Here is a 17,971-nt window from a genome sequence, read left to right on the forward strand (position 1 = left end):
CAGCCCATGACCGCGCTCGATCTTCTGGCTTTCAACGCGGTTCTGGCCGCAGCCATCCTCAGCCCCGGTCCGGCCCTGCTCTTTGCCCTGCGCACCGCCTTGGCAGATGGTCGCGCGGCGGGAATCGCCGCGGGCATGGGCCTTGGTCTTGTCGCGGCGCTGTGGACATTGGCAGCACTTCTGGGGCTTGAGGCGCTCTTTACCCTCTTTCCATGGGCCTACGCGACGCTCAAGATCGCAGGGGCGGCCTATCTCCTATATATTGCATGGAACACCTGGCGCGCAGCCCGTCAGCCCGTGACCGAAGGCCCGCGCAAACCGCGCGGGCGGGCCTTTCTCGACGGGGTGCTGATCAACCTCGGCAATCCCAAATCGGTGCTTTTCGCCGCCTCCGTGCTGGTGGTGGTCTTTCCCAAGGGCCTTACCGCCACGGAAATCGCGCTCATCACCGCCAATCACATGCTGGTGGAATGGCTCTTTTACGCGGGCTTTGCCACGCTGCTGAGCGGGGCCGCCGCCCGCCGCGCCTATCTCGGCGCGAAACCGATCATCGACCGCGTGGCGGCCCTGTTGCTGGGCGCGCTCGGGCTGAAACTTCTCTTGAGCAGGTAACGACATGATGGACCGCCTCCCCCATGAAAAAGGCTTTCACGTAAGCTGGGATCAACTTCACCGCGACGCCCGCGCACTTGCGTGGCGGCTTCAGGGCGAGGCCCCCGAAGGCGGCTGGCGTGCGGTCGTGGCGATCACCCGCGGCGGCATGGCACCGGCAATGATCGTGGCACGCGAGCTCGACATCCGCACCGTCGACACGATCAGCGTCAAATCCTACAACCATCAAAGCCAGACCGCCCCAGTGGTGATCAAATCCCCCGATATGTCGATCGTTGGCGATGGCGCGGGCGTGCTGATCGTCGATGATCTCGTGGACACCGGCCGCACGCTCGAGGTGGTGCGCCAGCACATGCCGCGCGCCCATGTCGCCACGGTCTACGCCAAGCCGATGGGCCGCGCCCAGGTCAACACCTTCGTGACCGAAGTCAGCCAGGACACCTGGATTTTCTTCCCCTGGGACATGGCCCTGCAATATGTCGAACCCTACCGGGGTGCCTGACATGACCAGCCTGCCCCGCACCGCCTGCACCTTTTCGCCCCCCGTGATGGAGGCGCGGCGCTGGCTCGATGGGGTCACATTCCCGGCCGACCGGCCACTCATCAACGTAAGCCAGGCGGCCCCCGTCGCCCCGCCCCCCGAGGCGCTGCGCCGCGCGGTGGCCGAGGCGGCGCTGCATGAACCGCAGGCGCATCTTTATGGCCCCGTGCTGGGCCTGCCCGACCTGCGCGCCGAAGTGGCCGCACACTGGTCCGCCAGCTACGGCGGCAGCATCGCCGCCGGTCAAGTCGCCATCACCTCGGGCTGCAATCAGGCCTTTTGCGCGGCGATCACCACGCTCTGCGCCGAAGGAGATGAAGTTATCCTTCCAACCCCTTGGTATTTCAATCATAAAATGTGGCTCGACATGGCGGGTGTGCGCGCTGTCCCGCTGCCTGCGGGTGCCGAACTCTTGCCTGATCCGGATCATGCGGCGGCGCTGATCACGTCGCGCACCCGCGCCATCGTGCTCGTCACCCCCAACAATCCGGGCGGCGTGGAATATCCCGCCGACCTCACCCGCGCCTTTTACGCGCTGGCCCAAGAGCGCGGCATCGCCCTTATCGTCGATGAAACCTACCGTGATTTCGATGCCCGCCCCGGCGCGGGCCATGATCTCTTTCACGATCCCGACTGGGCCGACACGCTCATTCAGCTCTACTCGTTTTCCAAAGCCTATCGCCTGACAGGCCACCGCGTCGGCGCGATGGTGGCCTCACCGACCCGGCTGGCAGAGGTCGAGAAATTCCTCGATACCGTCACCATCTGCCCTAACCAACTGGGCCAGATCGCGGCGCTCTGGGGGATGCGCAACCTCGGGCAATGGCTGGCCGGTGAACGCGCCGAAATCCTCGACCGGCGCGCGGCGATCCATGACAACATGCCGAAACTTGCAGGCCAAGGCTGGAGCCTGCTGGGCTGCGGGGCCTATTTCGCCTATATGGCGCATCCATTCGACATGGCTTCGGACACGCTCGCACAGGCGCTGGTGCGCGACGCAGGCGTGCTCCTGCTCCCCGGCACGATGTTCCGGCCCGCCGATGACCCACAGGGGCTGCGCGAATTGCGCGTGGCCTTCGCCAATCTCGATCGCGCGGGGATCGACACGCTCTTTGACCGGCTCGCAGCCCTCCGCTGGCCCCTTGTCGCGGACGGTCACAGCGCGTAGACAGTCGCCCAACACGGGCGCAAGCCACCAACGAACAGGGGGCCATGATGGCGGGCAAAGGTATTTACAAAGGCTCAATGTGGGTTCTTATGGGCCTCTTGATCGTCGGCCTTGCCGGGTTCGGCGCAACGAACCTCTCGGGCAATGTACGCAGCATCGGCCATGTCGGCACCGCCGAGATTGACGTGACCAGCTATGCCCGCGCCCTGCAAAACGAAATCCGCGCCCTCGAAGCCCAACGCGGCAGCGCCATGACCTTTGCCGAGGCCCGCGCCGCCGGGGTGGATACCGATGTGCTGGGCCGCCTGGTGGCGCGCGCCGCGCTGGAACATGAGGCCGATCGCCTTGGTTTCTCGGTCGGCGACGAGAACCTGCGCGAACAGATCCTCGACATCCCCGCCTTTCAGGGCCTTGACGGCAGCTTTGATCGCGAGGCCTATCGCTTTGCGCTCGATCAGGCCGGGCTGAACGAATCCCAGTTCGAGGAAAACATCCGCGCCGAAACAGCAAGCACGCTGGTGCAGGCCGCCGCCTTGGCAGGATTGCAGACGCCCAGCGCCTATATGGACACGATGATGACATATCTGGCCGAGCGGCGCAGCCTGGCCTTTGCCGTTCTCGACCGCAACGCGCTGGAAACCGGTCTGCCGGTCCCGTCAGAGGACGACCTCAAGACCTATCACCAGAGCCATCTGCCCGATTTTACCACGCCGGAAACCAAGACCATTACCTATGCCTGGGTCACGCCCGCGATGATCCTCGACAATGTCGAGGTGGACGAGGCAGCGCTGCGCGAGGCCTATGCCGACCGTGAGGCCGATTTCAACCTGCCCGAACGCCGGCTGGTGGAACGCCTGGCCTTTGCCGATGCCGAGGCCGCGACCCGCGCGCGCGCCCGGATCGACGAAGGCATTGCCCTTGAAATGCTGGTCTCCGAACGGGGGCTCGACATGGCCGATATCGACATGGGCGATGTAACGCGCGAGGAACTGGGCGCAGCCGGGGATGCGGTGTTCTCCGCCGAGGCGGGCGAGGTGGTCGGCCCGATCGAAACCAATCTTGGCCCGGCGCTCTTTCGCGTCAACGCCGTGCTCGCCGCTCAGGTCACGAGCTTTGAAGAGGCGGAACCACGCTTGCGCGAGGAACTCGCCGCCGACCGCGCCCGTCGCGTGATCGAGGCCCAGATTGACGCCGTGGATGACCTGCTCGCCGGCGGGGCCACGCTCGAGGATGTGGCCAAGGAAACCGATCTCGAACTTGGCAGCATCGATTGGCATTCTGGCCTGACCGAGGGCATGGCGGGCTATGACAGCTTCCGCGCCGCCGCCGAGGCCGTGGCCGAAGGCGACTACCCCGAGGTTGCGCAGCTCGCCGATGGCGGCATTTTCGCCCTGCGTCTCGACGGCATCCAGGAGCCGCGCATCCAACCGCTCGAAACCGTGCGCGACGCGGTGCTGGCGGGCTGGCGGGCCGAGGCCACGGTGGCCGCGCTGCGCGCGCAACTCGAACCACAGCTTGCCGAACTGCGCGCGGGCGCGAGCTTTGCCGATCTCGGTCTGACCGCCACGGAAGTGACCGACATGACACGCCGCGACTACCGCCCCGAGGCACCGGCCGAATTCATCGACACGGTGTTTTCGATGACTTCCGGCGAGGTCCGCGTGATCGAGGGCCAAGGCCGCCTCTTCGTGCTGCGCCTCGACAACATCGCACCGCCCCTGCCCGCAGACGAGGACGAGGATATCGCCCGCCTGCGCAGCGCCCTTCAGGATCAGGTTGCCGCCGACCTCGGGCAGGATCTCTTTCAGGTACTGGCCAATGACATCCGCGCCCGCGCGGGCGTCGAGCTGGATCAAGCGGCCCTCAACGCCGTGCATGCCAATTTCAACTGAGGACCGCGCAATTGGAACTGACCCCGTCGTTCGAGGATTTCGCCCGCGCCTATGAGGCGGGCGAAAATCAGGTGGTACATGCGCGGCTTGCGGCCGATCTCGACACGCCCGTGTCGCTGATGCTCAAGCTGACGGGTGCGGCGCGCGATGCCTTCCTGCTCGAATCCGTGACGGGCGGCGAATTGCGCGGGCGCTACTCCATCATCGGCATGAAACCCGATGTCATCTGGCAATGTCATGGCACCGCCAGCCGCATCAACCGTCAGGCCCGGTTCGATCACGACGCCTTCGAGGATCAGCAAGGCGATCCCCTGGCCAACCTGCGTGCCCTCATCGCCGAAAGCCGCATCGCCCTGCCCGAAGGCATGCCGGCCGCGAGTGCCGGTCTCTTTGGCTATCTGGGCTATGACATGATCCGGCTGGTCGAGCATCTGCCGGATGTGAACCCCGATCCGCTTGGCCTGCCCGATGCCGTGATGCTCCGCCCCTCGGTCGTGGCGGTTCTGGATGGCGTCAAGGGCGAGGTGATGGTCGTGGCCCCCGCTTGGGTCAGTAGCGGACAATCGGCGCGTGCCGCCTATGCACAGGCCGCCGAGCGGGTCATGGATGCCGTGCGCGACCTCGAACGTGCCCTGCCGCAATCCAGCCGCAGACTCGGCGAAGCGCGTGAAGACGCGGCCCCGGTGTCGAACTTTACCCGCGAAGGCTACAAGGCCGCCGTGGAAAAGGCCAAGGACTACATTCGCGCAGGCGACATCTTTCAGGTCGTACCCAGCCAACGCTGGACGCAACCCTTTCGCCATCCCCCCTTCTCGCTCTATCGCAGCTTGCGGCGCACCAACCCGTCGCCCTTCATGTTCTATTTCAACTTCGGCGGCTTTCAGGTGATCGGTGCCAGCCCTGAGATCCTCGTGCGCGTCTTCGGCCAAGAGGTGACGATCCGCCCGATCGCGGGCACCCGGCCCCGTGGTGCCACCCCCGAAGAGGATCGCGCGCTCGAGGCCGATCTTCTCGCCGACAAAAAGGAACTGGCCGAGCATCTCATGCTGCTTGATCTGGGCCGCAACGACGCGGGCCGCGTCTGCAAGATCGGCACCGTACATCCGACCGAGAAATTCATCATCGAGCGCTATAGCCACGTCATGCACATCGTCTCGAACGTGGTTGGGGACTTGGCCGAGGATCAGGATGCGCTGAGCGCCCTCTTGGCCGGTCTGCCCGCAGGCACGGTCTCGGGCGCGCCCAAGGTCCGTGCGATGGAAATCATCGACGAGTTGGAGCCCGAGAAACGCGGCGTCTATGGCGGCGGGGTCGGGTATTTCAGTTCGGGTGGCGACATGGATGTCTGCATCGCCCTGCGCACCGCTGTGGTCAAAGAGGACAAACTCTATATTCAGGCCGGCGGCGGCGTGGTCTATGACAGCGACCCCGAGGCGGAATATATGGAAACCGTCCATAAATCCAACGCCATCCGCCGTGCCGCCGCCGATGCCGCGCGCTTTGGCGGCGACACCAACGGCTGAGCCATTTGACTCAGGTCATTGTGCGCGCGCGTTCGCAGGCTTAAGGCTATCCTTTCATATTCCTATTTAGGAATATAATGGAGGGAAGCCCATGACCCACATGACCCGATTCGCCGCACCGGCCCTCTTGGCCCTGTCACTGGCCCTTGCGCCGCTCGCCAGCGCCGCCAGCGAGACCCTGACCCTGCAAGAGCCCGTGGCCGCCGAAACGCTCAGCAAGAGCAAACAGACCGCCCCCGGTCTCTATATCACCGCCGCCGATGCCGCCCGCGTGCTGGCTGACCACCCCAATGTCGCCCTCATCGACGTGCGCACCCCGTCCGAGGTGAACCTGATCGGCTACGCCACCGCCGCCGCCGCCAATATCCCCTCGAAACTGATGGACCCGGCCCTCGCTTTCGATGCCGAGAAGGGCATGTATAAAATGGTCGATAATCCAGCTTTCGTGGACGAGGTGAACGCCTGGCTCGCCAGCGATGCCGCGAAGGGCGTGGATACCCTGCTGGTGATGTGCCGCTCCGGTTCACGCAGCGCCGCGGCAATCTCCCGGCTGGTAGAGGCCGGGGTGGATGTGACGCTCTACAATGTGGTGGACGGGTTCGAAGGCGACACGAACGACGCAGGCGCGCGCGTCGTCAACGGCTGGCGCAACGCCGGTCTCCCCTGGACCTACAAGGTGCGCGCGGGTCTGCGCCCCGGCTATAACTGAGACTTGCGGCGGGCTGTGCCCTCGGGCAAGACAGGCACATGGCCCGCCTCATCCTCTTCAACAAGCCCTATGACGTGCTGTCGCAATTCACCGACCGTGGAAGCGCAGGCAGCCCCCGCGCCACGCTCTCGGATTTCATCGACGTGCCGCGCGTCTATCCCGCCGGCCGGCTGGATCGTGACAGCGAGGGGCTGCTGCTGCTGACGGATGACGGCCAACTTCAAGCGCGCATCGCAAACCCGCGTTTCAAAATGGAAAAAACCTATTACGCCCAGGTCGAGGGCCTGCCCGATGACGCGGCCCTCGCGGCCCTGCGTGCCGGTGTCACGCTCAACGACGGCCCAACACGCCCCGCGCGCGTGGAACGGGCGGCGCCGCCAATTCTCTGGCCCCGCACACCGCCTGTCCGATTTCGCAAATCCGTCCCCGATTGCTGGCTGAAACTGACCATCTCGGAGGGGCGCAACCGCCAAGTGCGCCGCATGACCGCCCATATCGGCCATCCCACGCTCCGCCTGATCCGCTGGCGCATCGGGGAGTGGACGCTGGATGGGCTCAGCCCCGGTCAATGGCGGGGCTGAGACCTCTGTCTCAGAGAAACTCCGCCTTCGCCTCAGGCACCGCGCGCGCAATCGCCAGCGCCTCGCCCAGGTCGACATCCTTGGACATCAGAGCGCGTCCGATCATGGTGCCGGCGATATTCGGAATATAGCGCAGCCGCGCCACATCATCGACCGTCCGAACCGTGCCGCGCGCAATGACGGCATGCCGCGTTCCAGCCGCCAGCCCGGAAATCAGCCCCAGACTGCCATCGCTATCCTCGATATCTGCGTCAATATCGGTGATCAACAAACCCGCCAGCGGCACACCGTCAAAGGCTGCGATGAACTCGGCCGGGCCAAAGGCCGACGCCGTGCGCCAACCATCGGTCATCAACTGCCCTTGATATATGTCGACGGCCACAACGATCTGATCCGGGTGATACTTGGCCAAGGCCTTGACCGCATCGGGGTTCTGCACGGCCATTGTGCCCAGCACGATCCGCCCTGCCCCCTTGTCGATCCAGCGCTCCACCGCCTCACGCGTGCGGAACCCGCCCCCAAGCTGCACGGGAATACCCACGGCACGGATGATCTGCTCGATGAGATCATCGTTGTCGCCCGCACCACGCAGCCCGTTCATGTCCGTCAGATGCATCCACTCGGCGCCCGTCGCCGCATAGCTGCGCGCAGTCTCGACCGGGTCCACATGCCAACGCACCGGTTCGTCCAGCCGCCCACGAGTCAGGGTGACACATTTGCCGTCGAGAATTTCCAAGGTGGGATAGAGGATCATCGCCGTGCCCTTTCGCAATGGATTTGCGCGTAAGGTGGGCGCAATCCGCCATCCCGGCTGTCCCCGGTGCGGCATCATGAGGCCCTTTCGCGGCCTGAGTCGGATACCGGCCCTCGGGGGCTATTCCGCCTCCAACACCGCCGAGATCGGTGCCAGCGCCACGCTCGCCGCCCGGTCCGCCAAGCCCCACAGCAGAAGCGCGCTGATCGTATCGGCCCGCAAACGGCCCAGCATGATCACGCCGCCCTCTTGCTGATCGGCACGCATCGCGGCCTGATCCAGAAATCGGCGGATCGCGGCGGCATTCTGCCCCTGCCCGTCGAAATCCCGGAACAGGCTTGCCGAGGGCACGCCCTCGCGCGCAATCAGCTTTTGCGCGGTGTTGAGGCCATTCGGATGCATCACCAAGCCATGCCCGCTTTCTTTCAGGATCGGGGCGAGTTGCGCCGTGGCCTCGCGATTCGATTGCAGGCCAGCGCCCGTGCCCTCCAGCACCGCCACCGCCTGCGGCACCTGCGCAAACCACGCCTGCATCGCCACCTCGGCATCCTCGGGCCGCGCGCCCTCTGGCAGATCGGCCATGGCCAAGACCTCGAACCCGGCCGCGTGATAACGCTCCGCCGCCGCTGCCGCGCCGGGCCAGGTCACATCGACCGCGAAACTCAGCGGATAGGGAAAACTCTGGAGCGCCTCTATCCCGATCGGACTCTGCCCGTCATCCATCAGGATGATCGCCATCAGCGGCTTGCCCTCGGGATTGTCGAACGCCACCCGATTGCGCGCGAGCGCGCCTTTCACCGTCTCAGGTTCTACGACACTCTCCACCGCAGTCTCTGGCGTCTCCGGCGTGGGTGCGCCGACACTGGGTAAACGGTTGGTTGTCACCCCCTCGGCCCGGTTGCCGATCGTGCCCAGCGCAGGCAGGGTCTTGGGACCGCTCTCGGTTTCTGCGTCAGCCTCGGGCAAGGGTGCCACCTCGGCCTGTGCCTCGGCTTCGGGCGACATATCCGTCACCCCCTCAGAGCCAGAGGCGTCCGGGATCAGCACCGGTGCCGGCTCTTCCTGCGGAAAGATCGAAGCGGTCTCGCTCTCTTCCGTTGCCGCCTCCGGCACAGTCAGCCCCGCGCTCTCCTCGGTTGGCGCAGGTGCAGGCGGCTGCGCGGGATCGGTTGACACCGCCACGGCCCCCTCGCTCGACGGCACCACCGGCGGCGTCCCCTGCGGACTGGGCAACACCGGATCATCGCTCTCGACCGTCACACCGGCCCCCTCGACCGCAACCTCGGGGGCATCGGCCAAAGCCGCCACATCGCCCGTCTCGGGCACTGCCGCCGGTGCGGTTTCGACCGCGCCGATCCCTGCGCTGTCATCCGTTGCGGGCGGGGCCACCTGCGGCACGGCCGCTGCCCCGGGCGCGGGCTGTGTTTCAGGCAGATCCGCTTCCGCATCCTCGCGCCGCAGATCGAACCCCGATCCCGCCGGCACTTCAAGGCTGACCGCCTCGGGCGGGACCTCGCCCGGTGCGCCGCTCAGCACAGACAGCGTGCCCAACGCCAGTCCCGAGACCAGCGTTCCCGTCATCATGCCTGCCAATACTCCGCGTGCCACTGCCTTTGCCCCCTGATCTGCCTGTTTTGCCTGTTATCCGGCCTAGCGCCCCTTGACGGTGCCGCGCAAGACTGAACAAGTATACCGCGACCGGCCCCTTGGCCTCCAGCCCCCTTTGCATGAGGACAGGCGCGAATGCTGCTTCTGATCGATAACTATGACAGTTTCACCTATAATCTCGTCCATTATGTCGGCGAATTGGGTGCACAAACCCGCGTCGTGCGCAACGATGCGCTCAACGTCCAGGAGGCGATGGCGATGCGCCCCGATGGTATCCTGCTCTCGCCCGGCCCCTGCGACCCGGATCAGGCGGGCATCTGCCTGCCGCTGACCCTCGCCGCCGCCGAGGCAGGGATTCCCCTTCTCGGGGTCTGTCTCGGGCATCAGACCATCGGTCAGGCCTTCGGAGGCCGAGTCATCCGCCATTCCGAGATCGTGCACGGCAAGATGGGCCAGATCCACCATGAAGGCAAAGGCGTCTTTGCCGGTCTGCCCTCGCCGTTCGAGGCCACGCGCTATCACTCGTTGGTGGTGGAGCGCTCGAGCCTGCCCGACTGCCTCGAAATCACGGCAGAGCTGGCAGATGGCACCATCATGGGCCTGCAACACCGCGACCTGCCCATTCAGGGCGTGCAGTTTCACCCCGAATCCATCGCCTCTCAACATGGTCACGCCCTGCTCCAGAATTTCATCGACATGATGAAGGTCCCGGCATGAGCGACCGGCTGAAACCGCTGATCGGGGCCACCGCTGATCGCCCGCTGACCCGTGCCGAGGCGGAAACCGCCTTTCAGATCCTGTTCGAAGGCGAGGCGACGCCCGCCCAGACCGGCGGCTTTCTCATGGCGCTGCGCACGCGGGGCGAAACGGTCGACGAATACGCCGCCGCCGCCGCCGTGATGCGCGCCAAATGCAACGCGGTGCGCGCACCCGAGGGCGCGATGGACATCGTGGGCACCGGCGGCGATGGCAAGGGCACGCTCAATATCTCGACCGCCACCGCCTTTGTCGTGGCGGGCGCAGGCGTGCCGGTGGCCAAACATGGCAATCGCAACCTCTCGTCCAAATCCGGGGCCGCCGATGCGCTGACCGAAATGGGGATCAAGGTGATGGTGGGCGTGCCCGTGGTCGAACGCGCGCTGGCTGAGGTGGGAATCGCCTTCATGATGGCGCCCATGCACCATCCGGCGATGGCCCATGTCGGCCCCGTGCGCACCGAACTGGGCACGCGCACCATTTTCAACATCCTCGGCCCGCTCACCAACCCCGCCGGGGTCAAACGCCAACTGACGGGGGCCTTCTCCCGCGATCTCATCCGCCCCATGGCCGAAACGCTGGGGCAATTGGGATCGACCCGCGCCTGGCTCGTGCATGGCTCGGACGGCACCGACGAGATGACCATCACCGGCATCTCTTGGGTCGCCGCCCTCGAAGAAGACGGCAGCATCCACGAGACCGAATTGCACCCGGAGGATTTCGGCTTGCCCGTGCATCCATTCGAGGCCATCTTGGGCGGCACCCCGGCGGAGAACGCCGCCGCCCTGCGCGCGCTGCTCGATGGGGCACCCGGCGCCTACCGCGATGCCGTGCTGCTCAATGCCGCCGCGGCCCTGACCGTGGCCGGACATGCCAGCGACCTGCGCGACGGCGTGGCCAAGGCCGCCGAGAGCATCGACAGCGGCGCAGCCCGCGCCAAGATCGCCGCCCTCGCGAAACTGACATCGGAGACCGTATGACCAGCCCGACCATTCTCGACAAGATCAAAGCCTACAAGCTCGAGGAAATCGCCGCCGCCAAGACGGCACATCCCATGGCCGAGATGGAATCGCTGGCGCATGAGGCAGCCCCCGTGCGCCCCTTCGCCGACGCGCTGCTCAAGGCTGCCAAGACCGGCTATGGCCTCATTGCCGAGATCAAGAAGGCCAGCCCGTCCAAGGGCCTGATCCGTGCCGATTTCGATCCCGCCGCCCTCGCGCAGGCCTACGAGGCAGGCGGCGCGACTTGCCTCTCGGTGCTGACCGACACGCCCAGCTTTCAGGGCGCACCCGAATTTCTTGGGCTCGCGCGCGACGCCTGCAACCTGCCGGTGCTGCGCAAGGATTTCATGTATGACCCCTATCAGGTGGCCGAGGCGCGCGCCTGGGGCGCCGATTGCATCCTGATCATCATGGCCAGCGTTTCCGACGCACAGGCGACCGAACTGGAAGAGGCCGCGACCCACTGGGGCATGGATGCGCTGATCGAGGTGCACAACCGCGACGAACTCGACCGTGCGAGCCGTCTCAAGTCGCGGATGATCGGCATCAACAACCGTGATCTCAACACCTTTGAAACCTCGCTCGACACGACGCGGAAACTGTCCAAATTCGTCCCCCCCGAGCGCATGATCGTCTGCGAAAGCGGTCTTGCCACGCCCGAGGATCTGGCCGACATGGCCCGCTACGGCGCGCGCACCTTCCTGATCGGCGAAACCCTGATGCGCGCCGAGGATGTCACGCAGGCCACCCGCAGTCTGCTCGCCAATCCGCTCACACCGGGCGGATTCTGATGTCCGGGCTCAGCCATTTCGATGGCCAGGGGCATGCCCATATGGTCGATGTCTCGGACAAGGACGTGACCGCGCGCGTGGCCATCGCCGAAGGCCACATCAAGATGGCCCGCGAAACCTTTGAAATCATTTCCGAAGGTCGCGCGAAGAAGGGCGATGTTCTGGCCGTCGCGCGCCTGGCCGGGATCATGGCGGCCAAGCGCACCCCGGACCTGATCCCGCTCTGCCATCCGCTCGCGATCACCAAGGTCACGGTGGACCTGACCCTTGATCCCGACCTGCCCGGCGTCCGCATTGCCGCGACGGTCAAGACCACCGGCCAGACCGGGGTCGAGATGGAGGCGCTGACTGCCGCCTCTGTCACTGCCCTCACGGTCTATGACATGACCAAGGCCGTCGATAAGGCGATGGAAATCGGCGGCCTCCGGGTCATTCTGAAAGATGGTGGAAAATCAGGGCGGTATGAGGCGACATGATCACCGTTGACGCGGCCCTCGCGCATCTTTTCACCCTCGTGCAGCCGCTCGACATCGAAGAGGTGCCGCTGGCGCAGGCCGCAGGGCGCATCCTTGCCCGTGACGTGGCCGCCCGGCGCGATCAGCCACCATTCGCCGCCTCTGCCATGGACGGCTATGCGATCTGCGGCGCTGATGCGGCACCCGGCACCACCCTCACGGTGATCGGCGAGGCCGCCGCTGGCCACGCCTACGCCGGGTCCGTGTCGTCCGGCGAAGCGGTGCGCATCTTCACCGGCGCGCCCATTCCGCACGGGGCCTCCCGCGTGATCATACAAGAGGATGTGACCCGCGACGCCGACCGCATCACCCTAGGCCAAAATCTCGACCGCAAGGATCATATCCGCCCCTTGGGCTGTGACTTTCGCGAAGGCCAGACCATCACCGCCCCGCGCCGCCTGCGCCCCGCCGATATTGCCCTTCTCGCCTCGATGAACGTGGCCTTCGTGCCGGTGCGCCGCAAGCCGCAGGTGGCGCTTATGTCCACCGGCGACGAATTGGTCATGCCCGGAGAAAGCCCCGGCCCCGATCAGATCATCGCGTCCAACACCTTTGGCCTCAAGGCGCTGTTCGACGCCATGGGGGCCGAGGCGCGCATTCTGCCCATAGCGCGCGATACCGTGGCCTCGCTCACCGCCGGTTTTGCCCTGACGCGCGGGGCCGATCTGATCGTTACCATCGGCGGGGCCTCAGTGGGCGATCATGATCTCGTGGGTCGTGTGGCGGGTGATCTCGGCATGGAACGCGCCTTCTACAAGGTCGCCATGCGCCCCGGAAAACCGCTGATGGCCGGGCGCATGAACGGCGCGGCCATGGTCGGCCTGCCGGGCAACCCGGTCTCGGCCATGGTCTGTGGCCATGTGTTCATCGCGCCGATGATCAACGCCATGCTCGGTCTGAGCACAGCGCCTGCGCCGCGCCTGCGCGCGCCGTTGGCCGTTCCCCTGCCGCCCAACGGCCCACGCGAACATTACATGCGCGCGGCCCTCACGCCGCAAGGGATCCACCCCGAGGATAAACAGGATAGCTCGCTTCTGAGCATCCTCGCCAATGCCGAGGCGCTGATGGTGCGTCCGGTCAATGACCCGGCGCGCGAGGTGGGCGAGATGATGGACTATCTCCCGCTTTAGTACGTTTTGCGCGTCATCGAAACCACACCCGTCCCGGGCTTGACCCGGGACCGCACCGAAGCAGCGTCGAGGCCCCGACCCGGGGTCCGGGGCGACATGAACCCGATCAGAAGCAACGGATAGTTTAACTGCGCCCGCCGAAACTGATCACCTCAAGCTCCGTCACCACCATGTCGAGCGGCTGATCGGTCGGCTCAAGCGGCAATTCCGCCGCCTCCTGCGCGCCGTAGGCAAAGCCAATCGCCAATGTTCCACGGCGCGCGCGCAACATTTCCAGCGTGCGGTCATAGAACCCGCCGCCATAGCCCAGCCTCCCGCCGCGCCGATCAAAGGCCACCAGCGGCACAATCAGAATCTCCGGCTCGAAAAAATCGTCAGCCTCCGGCACCATCGCGCCAAACGGCCCTGTCCGCAGCGCGCATCCCGGCCCCCAGCGCGAGAAATCAAGCGGCTGGCCCTCACCCCGGATCACCGGCACGCCCACCGGCCCATGCGCAGCCGCCTCTTCCATCGCGGGCAGCAGATCAATCTCGGACCGGATCGGCATGTAACCCGCCAGCGGCACCCCGCGATAGCCCGCCAGCACCCCCGACAAGAGCGCCGCCGCCCCCGGCCCGCGACCGCGATGCGCCTCGGCCCGCCGCGCAAAGGCTGCCTTGCGCGCCGCTGCCTTCACCTCACTCAGATCGCTCATATCAAAAACACCGTCGCCAGCCCCAGAAACGCGAAAAAGCCCACCACATCCGTCACGGTGGTGACAAAGGTGCCCGATCCCAGCGCCGGATCGACACCCATCCGGTCCATGATCACAGGAACAGCGGCGCCCGCCAATCCGGCAACGACCAGATTGATCACCATCGCGGCACCGATCACATAGCCAAGTTCGGGTCCCCCGAACCAGACCACCCCGACCACGCCCATCACCAGCGCGAATATCAACCCGTTGATCAGCCCCACCAGCGTTTCGCGCCTGAGCACCCGCCAGACATTCGCGCCGGTCAAGTCCTTGGTCGCGAGCGCCCGCACCGCCACCGTCAGGCTCTGCGTGCCGGCATTGCCCCCCATCGAGGCGACAATCGGCATCAAGACCGCCAGCGCCACCAGTTGCGCAATCGCCATTTCGAATTGCGCAATCACAAGCGAGGCCAGAATCGCCGTCGCCAGATTGACCGCAAGCCATGGCACCCGCTGCTTGGAGGTCTCGATCACGGAATCGTTGATCCCCCCCTCGCCCACGCCGGCCAGACGCATGATGTCTTCTTCATGCTCTTCATCCAGCACCGCCATCGCGTCATCAATCGTGATGACCCCCACCAGGCGGCCATCCTCATCCACGACGGGGGCCGAAATCAGGTGATACTGGTTGAACATATAGGCCACGTCGCCGTCATAGCGCGTGACCGGAATGGTGTGGAATGTCTCCTCCACAATATCCATGAGCGGCGTATCGCGGCGCGCGGCCATGATCCGGCCCAGCGTGACATTGCCCACCGGATGCAGCCGGGGATCGACCAGCACGATATGATAGAACTGCTCCGGCAATTCTTGGGCATTGCGCATGAAATCAATGGCATCGCCCACCAGCCAATGCTCGGGGGCCATCACCACTTCGCGCTGCATCAGGCGCCCGGCGGAATATTCCGGATAGGTCAGCGATTGCTCGACCGCTGCCCGGTCGCTGTCCTCGAGGACACTCAGGATCGCCTCTTGCTGCTGATCCTCCAGATCCTCGACCAGATCGACCACGTCGTCGGAGTCCAGCTCGCGGACGGCATCGGCCAGAACCTCGGGCGTCAAGAGGCCGATCACCTCTTCGCGGATCGACTCATCCAGTTCCGACAGGATATCGCCGTCAAACTCCTGCCCGTAGAGTTCGATCAACCGCCGCCGGTCATAGGCATTGCTCTGCTCCAGAAGGTCGGCGATGTCGGCCGCATGCAGCGGCTCCATCTCGGCCCAGAGCATGTCGCGGTTCTGTGTCTCGACCGCATACATGATCCGCGCGATCAGCGATCGCGTGAGCGGCGTGTCATCCTCAAGCTCTTCCACCTCGGGGGTCAGATCGTGTTCTTGTTCTGCCATGGTGCCCCCCTGCAATCCCTGTTGCGGGCAGGATTAAAGAACCGGTTTGCGGAAAACAATCACAATGGGCCAATTTACCCCGGCCCTGTGGCCCCTTATCCTGCTCCCTGCGCAATCCTTCGCCCAAGGGGGGCATATGTCAGCGATCACCCTGCTCACCGGCCAGATTCTCGCCTTCGACCGCTCACCCTTCGCGGACGATCCGCAGGGGGCGGCGCGTCTGCACGAGGCGCTCCTGATCGAGAATGGCCTGATCACCGCCCTCGGCTCCGCGCAGGATCTGCGCGCCATGGCGCCGCAGGCACAAGCGACCGACATGGGGGCCCGTCTCATCACTGCCGGGTTTGTCGATGCCCATGTCCATTACCCCCAGACCGCAATCATCGCCAGTTGGGGCAAACGCCTGATCGAGTGGCTCAACACCTATACATTCCCCGAGGAAATGCGCTTTGCCGATCCCACCTACGCGGCAGAAATCGCTGCCCGCTATCTCGATCTCATGCTCGCCCATGGCACCACCACCTGCGCCAGCTACGCCACCATCCACCCCGCCAGCGTCACCGCGTTCTTCGAGGCGGCCCAGGCACGGGGCCTGCGCGTGGTGGCGGGCAAGACCTGCATGGACCGCAACGCGCCCGATGGGCTGCGCGACACCGCGCAATCCGCCTATGACGACAGCAAGGCGCTGCTCACCCGCTGGCACGGGGTCGACCGGCTCTCTTATGCCATCACACCCCGGTTTTCGCCCACCTCGACGCCCGATCAACTCGCCGCCCTGGGTGCACTCTGGGCGGAATACCCCGATTGCCTGATGCAAACCCACCTGTCAGAGCAGGTGGACGAGGTGGCATGGGTCAAATCCCTCTATCCTGAGGCGCGCGACTATCTCGATACATACGAAACCCACGGCCTCCTCGGCGCGCGCGGGCTCTACGGCCATGCCATCTACCTCGACCCACGCGAGCGCGACCGCCTGCGCGAGGTGGGCGCGGCGCTTATCCATTGCCCCACCTCCAACACCTTCATCGGCTCCGGTTGTTTCAATCTCGCGGCCCGCATGGCCGAAGGGCAGCGCGTTGGCCTGGCCACCGACACCGGCGGCGGCTCCTCCTTTTCCATGCTGCGCACCATGGCCGCCGCCTATGAGATCGGGCAATTGACCGGCACGGCGCTGCATCCCGCCCAGCTTCTGTGGCTTGCCACCGCAGGCTCGGCAGAGGCGCTGCACATGGGCGCACGGATCGGCAATATCGCGCCGGGAATGGAGGCCGATCTTGTCGCGCTCGATCTCGCCTCGACCCCCGCCATCGCCCAACGCAGCGCCCGCGCGACGGATATCTGGGAGGCGCTCTTTCCCACGATCATGATGGGCGACGACCGCGCCATTGCCGGGGTTTGGGTGGCGGGCAAGGCGGTGTGAGCGGGCAACGCGAGAGCAACGCAACACCCGGTCACGCAGGGGGATTGGAGCTATCGGCAAAAGCCGCCGTCACACCACTTTCGACAGAATCTCCAGCGCGGCCTCGTGTTGCATGCGCCCGGCGGCGGCTATCGCACGGCCACCCTGATGCGCCGGACCACCCTGCCAATCCGTGACAATACCGCCCGCCGCCTCGATCACGGCAATCGGTGCCTGAATGTCATAGGCCGCCAACCCCGCCTCGATCACAAGATCGACATGCCCCGCCGCAACAAGAGAATAGGCATAACAATCAAGCCCATAGCGCGTCAACTTCGCGTGCCTTGCCACCTCTGCAAATCCGGCCGCCTCGGCCGGGCTGCCCAATTCCGGAAAGGTGGTAAAGACAATCGCCTCGGACAGCGGCCGCGCGCCCATGACCCGCAATTCCCGCGCGCCCATCGGCCCGGCCATCCGCGCCGCGCCCCAACCGCCTTCGAACCGCTCGCCGATATAGGGCTGGTCAATGATCCCGTAGAGGGGGCCGGTCTCATCGGAAACCGCGATCAAGACACCCCATGTCGGCGCGCCAGACATGAACGCCCGCGTGCCGTCAATCGGGTCCAGCACCCATGTCAGGCCGCTGGTGCCTGCAACCGCGCCGTATTCCTCGCCAAGGATGCCATCCTGCGGGCGCAACTGCGCCAGAGCCGCGCGCATGGCGCGTTCCGCAGCGCGGTCGCCTTCCGTCACCGGATCGAACCGCCCATCGGGCAGCTTGTTATCCGCCGTCAGCCCAGCCATGCGAAAAAACGGCAAAACAGCCTCACGCGCGGCATCGGCCACCGCATGGGCTGTCTTGACTATATCTGTCTTGTCCATTCCGGCCCGCCTTTCCTACCGCTTGCG

General features: G+C 65.5%; 18 protein-coding genes. 13 read left to right on the top strand and 5 right to left on the bottom strand.

The genetic code is table 11. From position 1 onward, the window contains the following. Positions 1 to 6: 6 nt before the first annotated feature. The 7 genes from MVC20_RS06605 to MVC20_RS06635 all read left to right on the top strand — a co-directional run bounded on the left by MVC20_RS06605 (position 7) and on the right by MVC20_RS06635 (position 7,026). The gene (locus MVC20_RS06605; RefSeq protein ID WP_297539602.1) at positions 7 to 612 is read left to right on the top strand and encodes a LysE family translocator; all 606 of its coding nucleotides are present in this window, start codon (positions 7 to 9) and stop codon (positions 610 to 612) included. A 4-nt stretch (positions 613 to 616) separates the two neighbouring features. Further along, positions 617 to 1,114: a xanthine phosphoribosyltransferase gene (gpt, locus tag MVC20_RS06610; protein WP_297539604.1), complete on the top strand. Its 498-nt coding sequence runs from the start codon at positions 617 to 619 to the stop codon at positions 1,112 to 1,114. Between the two features lies 1 nt (position 1,115). After that, the gene (locus MVC20_RS06615) at positions 1,116 to 2,321 is read left to right on the top strand and encodes an aminotransferase (protein ID WP_297539606.1); all 1,206 of its coding nucleotides are present in this window, start codon (positions 1,116 to 1,118) and stop codon (positions 2,319 to 2,321) included. Positions 2,322 to 2,398: 77 nt separating this feature from the next. Beyond that, positions 2,399 to 4,213: a peptidyl-prolyl cis-trans isomerase gene (locus MVC20_RS06620; protein WP_297539608.1), complete on the top strand. Its 1,815-nt coding sequence runs from the start codon at positions 2,399 to 2,401 to the stop codon at positions 4,211 to 4,213. A gap of 11 nt (positions 4,214 to 4,224) precedes the next feature. Beyond that, positions 4,225 to 5,736 carry an anthranilate synthase component I gene (trpE, locus tag MVC20_RS06625; RefSeq protein WP_297539610.1) on the top strand — a complete coding sequence of 504 codons (1,512 nt, stop codon included), beginning with the start codon at positions 4,225 to 4,227 and terminating at the stop codon, positions 5,734 to 5,736. A gap of 100 nt (positions 5,737 to 5,836) precedes the next feature. After that, entirely contained in the window at positions 5,837 to 6,445 is a 609-nt protein-coding gene (locus MVC20_RS06630; protein ID WP_297539612.1) for a sulfurtransferase, read from the top strand. Positions 6,446 to 6,483: 38 nt separating this feature from the next. After that, positions 6,484 to 7,026 (top strand): pseudouridine synthase, encoded by a 543-nt coding sequence (locus tag MVC20_RS06635; RefSeq protein WP_297539614.1) that lies wholly within the window; start codon positions 6,484 to 6,486, stop codon positions 7,024 to 7,026. Between the two features lie 10 nt (positions 7,027 to 7,036). Here the strand turns inward: MVC20_RS06635 and MVC20_RS06640 are convergent, their stop codons facing one another. Together MVC20_RS06640 and MVC20_RS06645 are read right to left on the bottom strand one after the other, a co-directional pair. Continuing rightward, positions 7,037 to 7,780: a 1-(5-phosphoribosyl)-5-[(5-phosphoribosylamino)methylideneamino] imidazole-4-carboxamide isomerase gene (locus MVC20_RS06640; protein ID WP_297539616.1), complete on the bottom strand. Its 744-nt coding sequence runs from the start codon at positions 7,778 to 7,780 to the stop codon at positions 7,037 to 7,039. A gap of 120 nt (positions 7,781 to 7,900) precedes the next feature. Further along, complete coding sequence (locus tag MVC20_RS06645) at positions 7,901 to 9,361, bottom strand: divergent polysaccharide deacteylase family protein (RefSeq protein WP_297539618.1); 1,461 nt, start codon at positions 9,359 to 9,361, stop codon at positions 7,901 to 7,903. 162 nt (positions 9,362 to 9,523) lie between these two features. Between MVC20_RS06645 and MVC20_RS06650 the strand changes: the two genes are divergently transcribed. Genes MVC20_RS06650 through glp form a run of 5 tightly spaced genes read left to right on the top strand, consistent with a single transcriptional unit; the run spans position 9,524 to position 13,581 of the window. After that, positions 9,524 to 10,105: an aminodeoxychorismate/anthranilate synthase component II gene (locus MVC20_RS06650; RefSeq protein ID WP_297539620.1), complete on the top strand. Its 582-nt coding sequence runs from the start codon at positions 9,524 to 9,526 to the stop codon at positions 10,103 to 10,105. Further along, positions 10,102 to 11,124, top strand: a complete 1,023-nt coding sequence (gene trpD, locus MVC20_RS06655; protein WP_297539622.1) for an anthranilate phosphoribosyltransferase — start codon at positions 10,102 to 10,104, stop codon at positions 11,122 to 11,124. Before MVC20_RS06650 ends, trpD begins: the two co-directional genes overlap by 4 nt. Next, complete coding sequence (gene trpC, locus MVC20_RS06660; protein WP_297539624.1) at positions 11,121 to 11,936, top strand: indole-3-glycerol phosphate synthase TrpC; 816 nt, start codon at positions 11,121 to 11,123, stop codon at positions 11,934 to 11,936. Before trpD ends, trpC begins: the two co-directional genes overlap by 4 nt. After that, complete coding sequence (moaC, locus tag MVC20_RS06665) at positions 11,936 to 12,412, top strand: cyclic pyranopterin monophosphate synthase MoaC (RefSeq protein WP_297539626.1); 477 nt, start codon at positions 11,936 to 11,938, stop codon at positions 12,410 to 12,412. Before trpC ends, moaC begins: the two co-directional genes overlap by 1 nt. Next, positions 12,409 to 13,581 (top strand): gephyrin-like molybdotransferase Glp, encoded by a 1,173-nt coding sequence (glp, locus tag MVC20_RS06670; RefSeq protein ID WP_297539628.1) that lies wholly within the window; start codon positions 12,409 to 12,411, stop codon positions 13,579 to 13,581. The genes moaC and glp overlap by 4 nt, the downstream gene beginning before the upstream one ends. A gap of 124 nt (positions 13,582 to 13,705) precedes the next feature. Here glp and MVC20_RS06675 read toward each other — a convergent pair whose 3' ends face one another. Continuing rightward, positions 13,706 to 14,275: a 5-formyltetrahydrofolate cyclo-ligase gene (locus tag MVC20_RS06675; protein WP_297539630.1), complete on the bottom strand. Its 570-nt coding sequence runs from the start codon at positions 14,273 to 14,275 to the stop codon at positions 13,706 to 13,708. Beyond that, positions 14,272 to 15,663, bottom strand: a complete 1,392-nt coding sequence (mgtE, locus tag MVC20_RS06680; protein WP_297539632.1) for a magnesium transporter — start codon at positions 15,661 to 15,663, stop codon at positions 14,272 to 14,274. Before mgtE ends, MVC20_RS06675 begins: the two co-directional genes overlap by 4 nt. Positions 15,664 to 15,799: 136 nt before the next feature. Here mgtE and guaD point away from each other — a divergent pair, with 136 nt between their 5' ends. After that, complete coding sequence (gene guaD / locus MVC20_RS06685; protein ID WP_297539634.1) at positions 15,800 to 17,083, top strand: guanine deaminase; 1,284 nt, start codon at positions 15,800 to 15,802, stop codon at positions 17,081 to 17,083. 69 nt (positions 17,084 to 17,152) lie between these two features. Here the strand turns inward: guaD and MVC20_RS06690 are convergent, their stop codons facing one another. Beyond that, the gene (locus MVC20_RS06690) at positions 17,153 to 17,944 is read right to left on the bottom strand and encodes an inositol monophosphatase family protein (protein WP_297539636.1); all 792 of its coding nucleotides are present in this window, start codon (positions 17,942 to 17,944) and stop codon (positions 17,153 to 17,155) included. Positions 17,945 to 17,971: the final 27 nt, after the last annotated feature.

The sequence above is a fragment of the Roseovarius sp. genome, from assembly GCF_027019125.1.
Classification (GTDB): domain Bacteria; phylum Pseudomonadota; class Alphaproteobacteria; order Rhodobacterales; family Rhodobacteraceae; genus Roseovarius.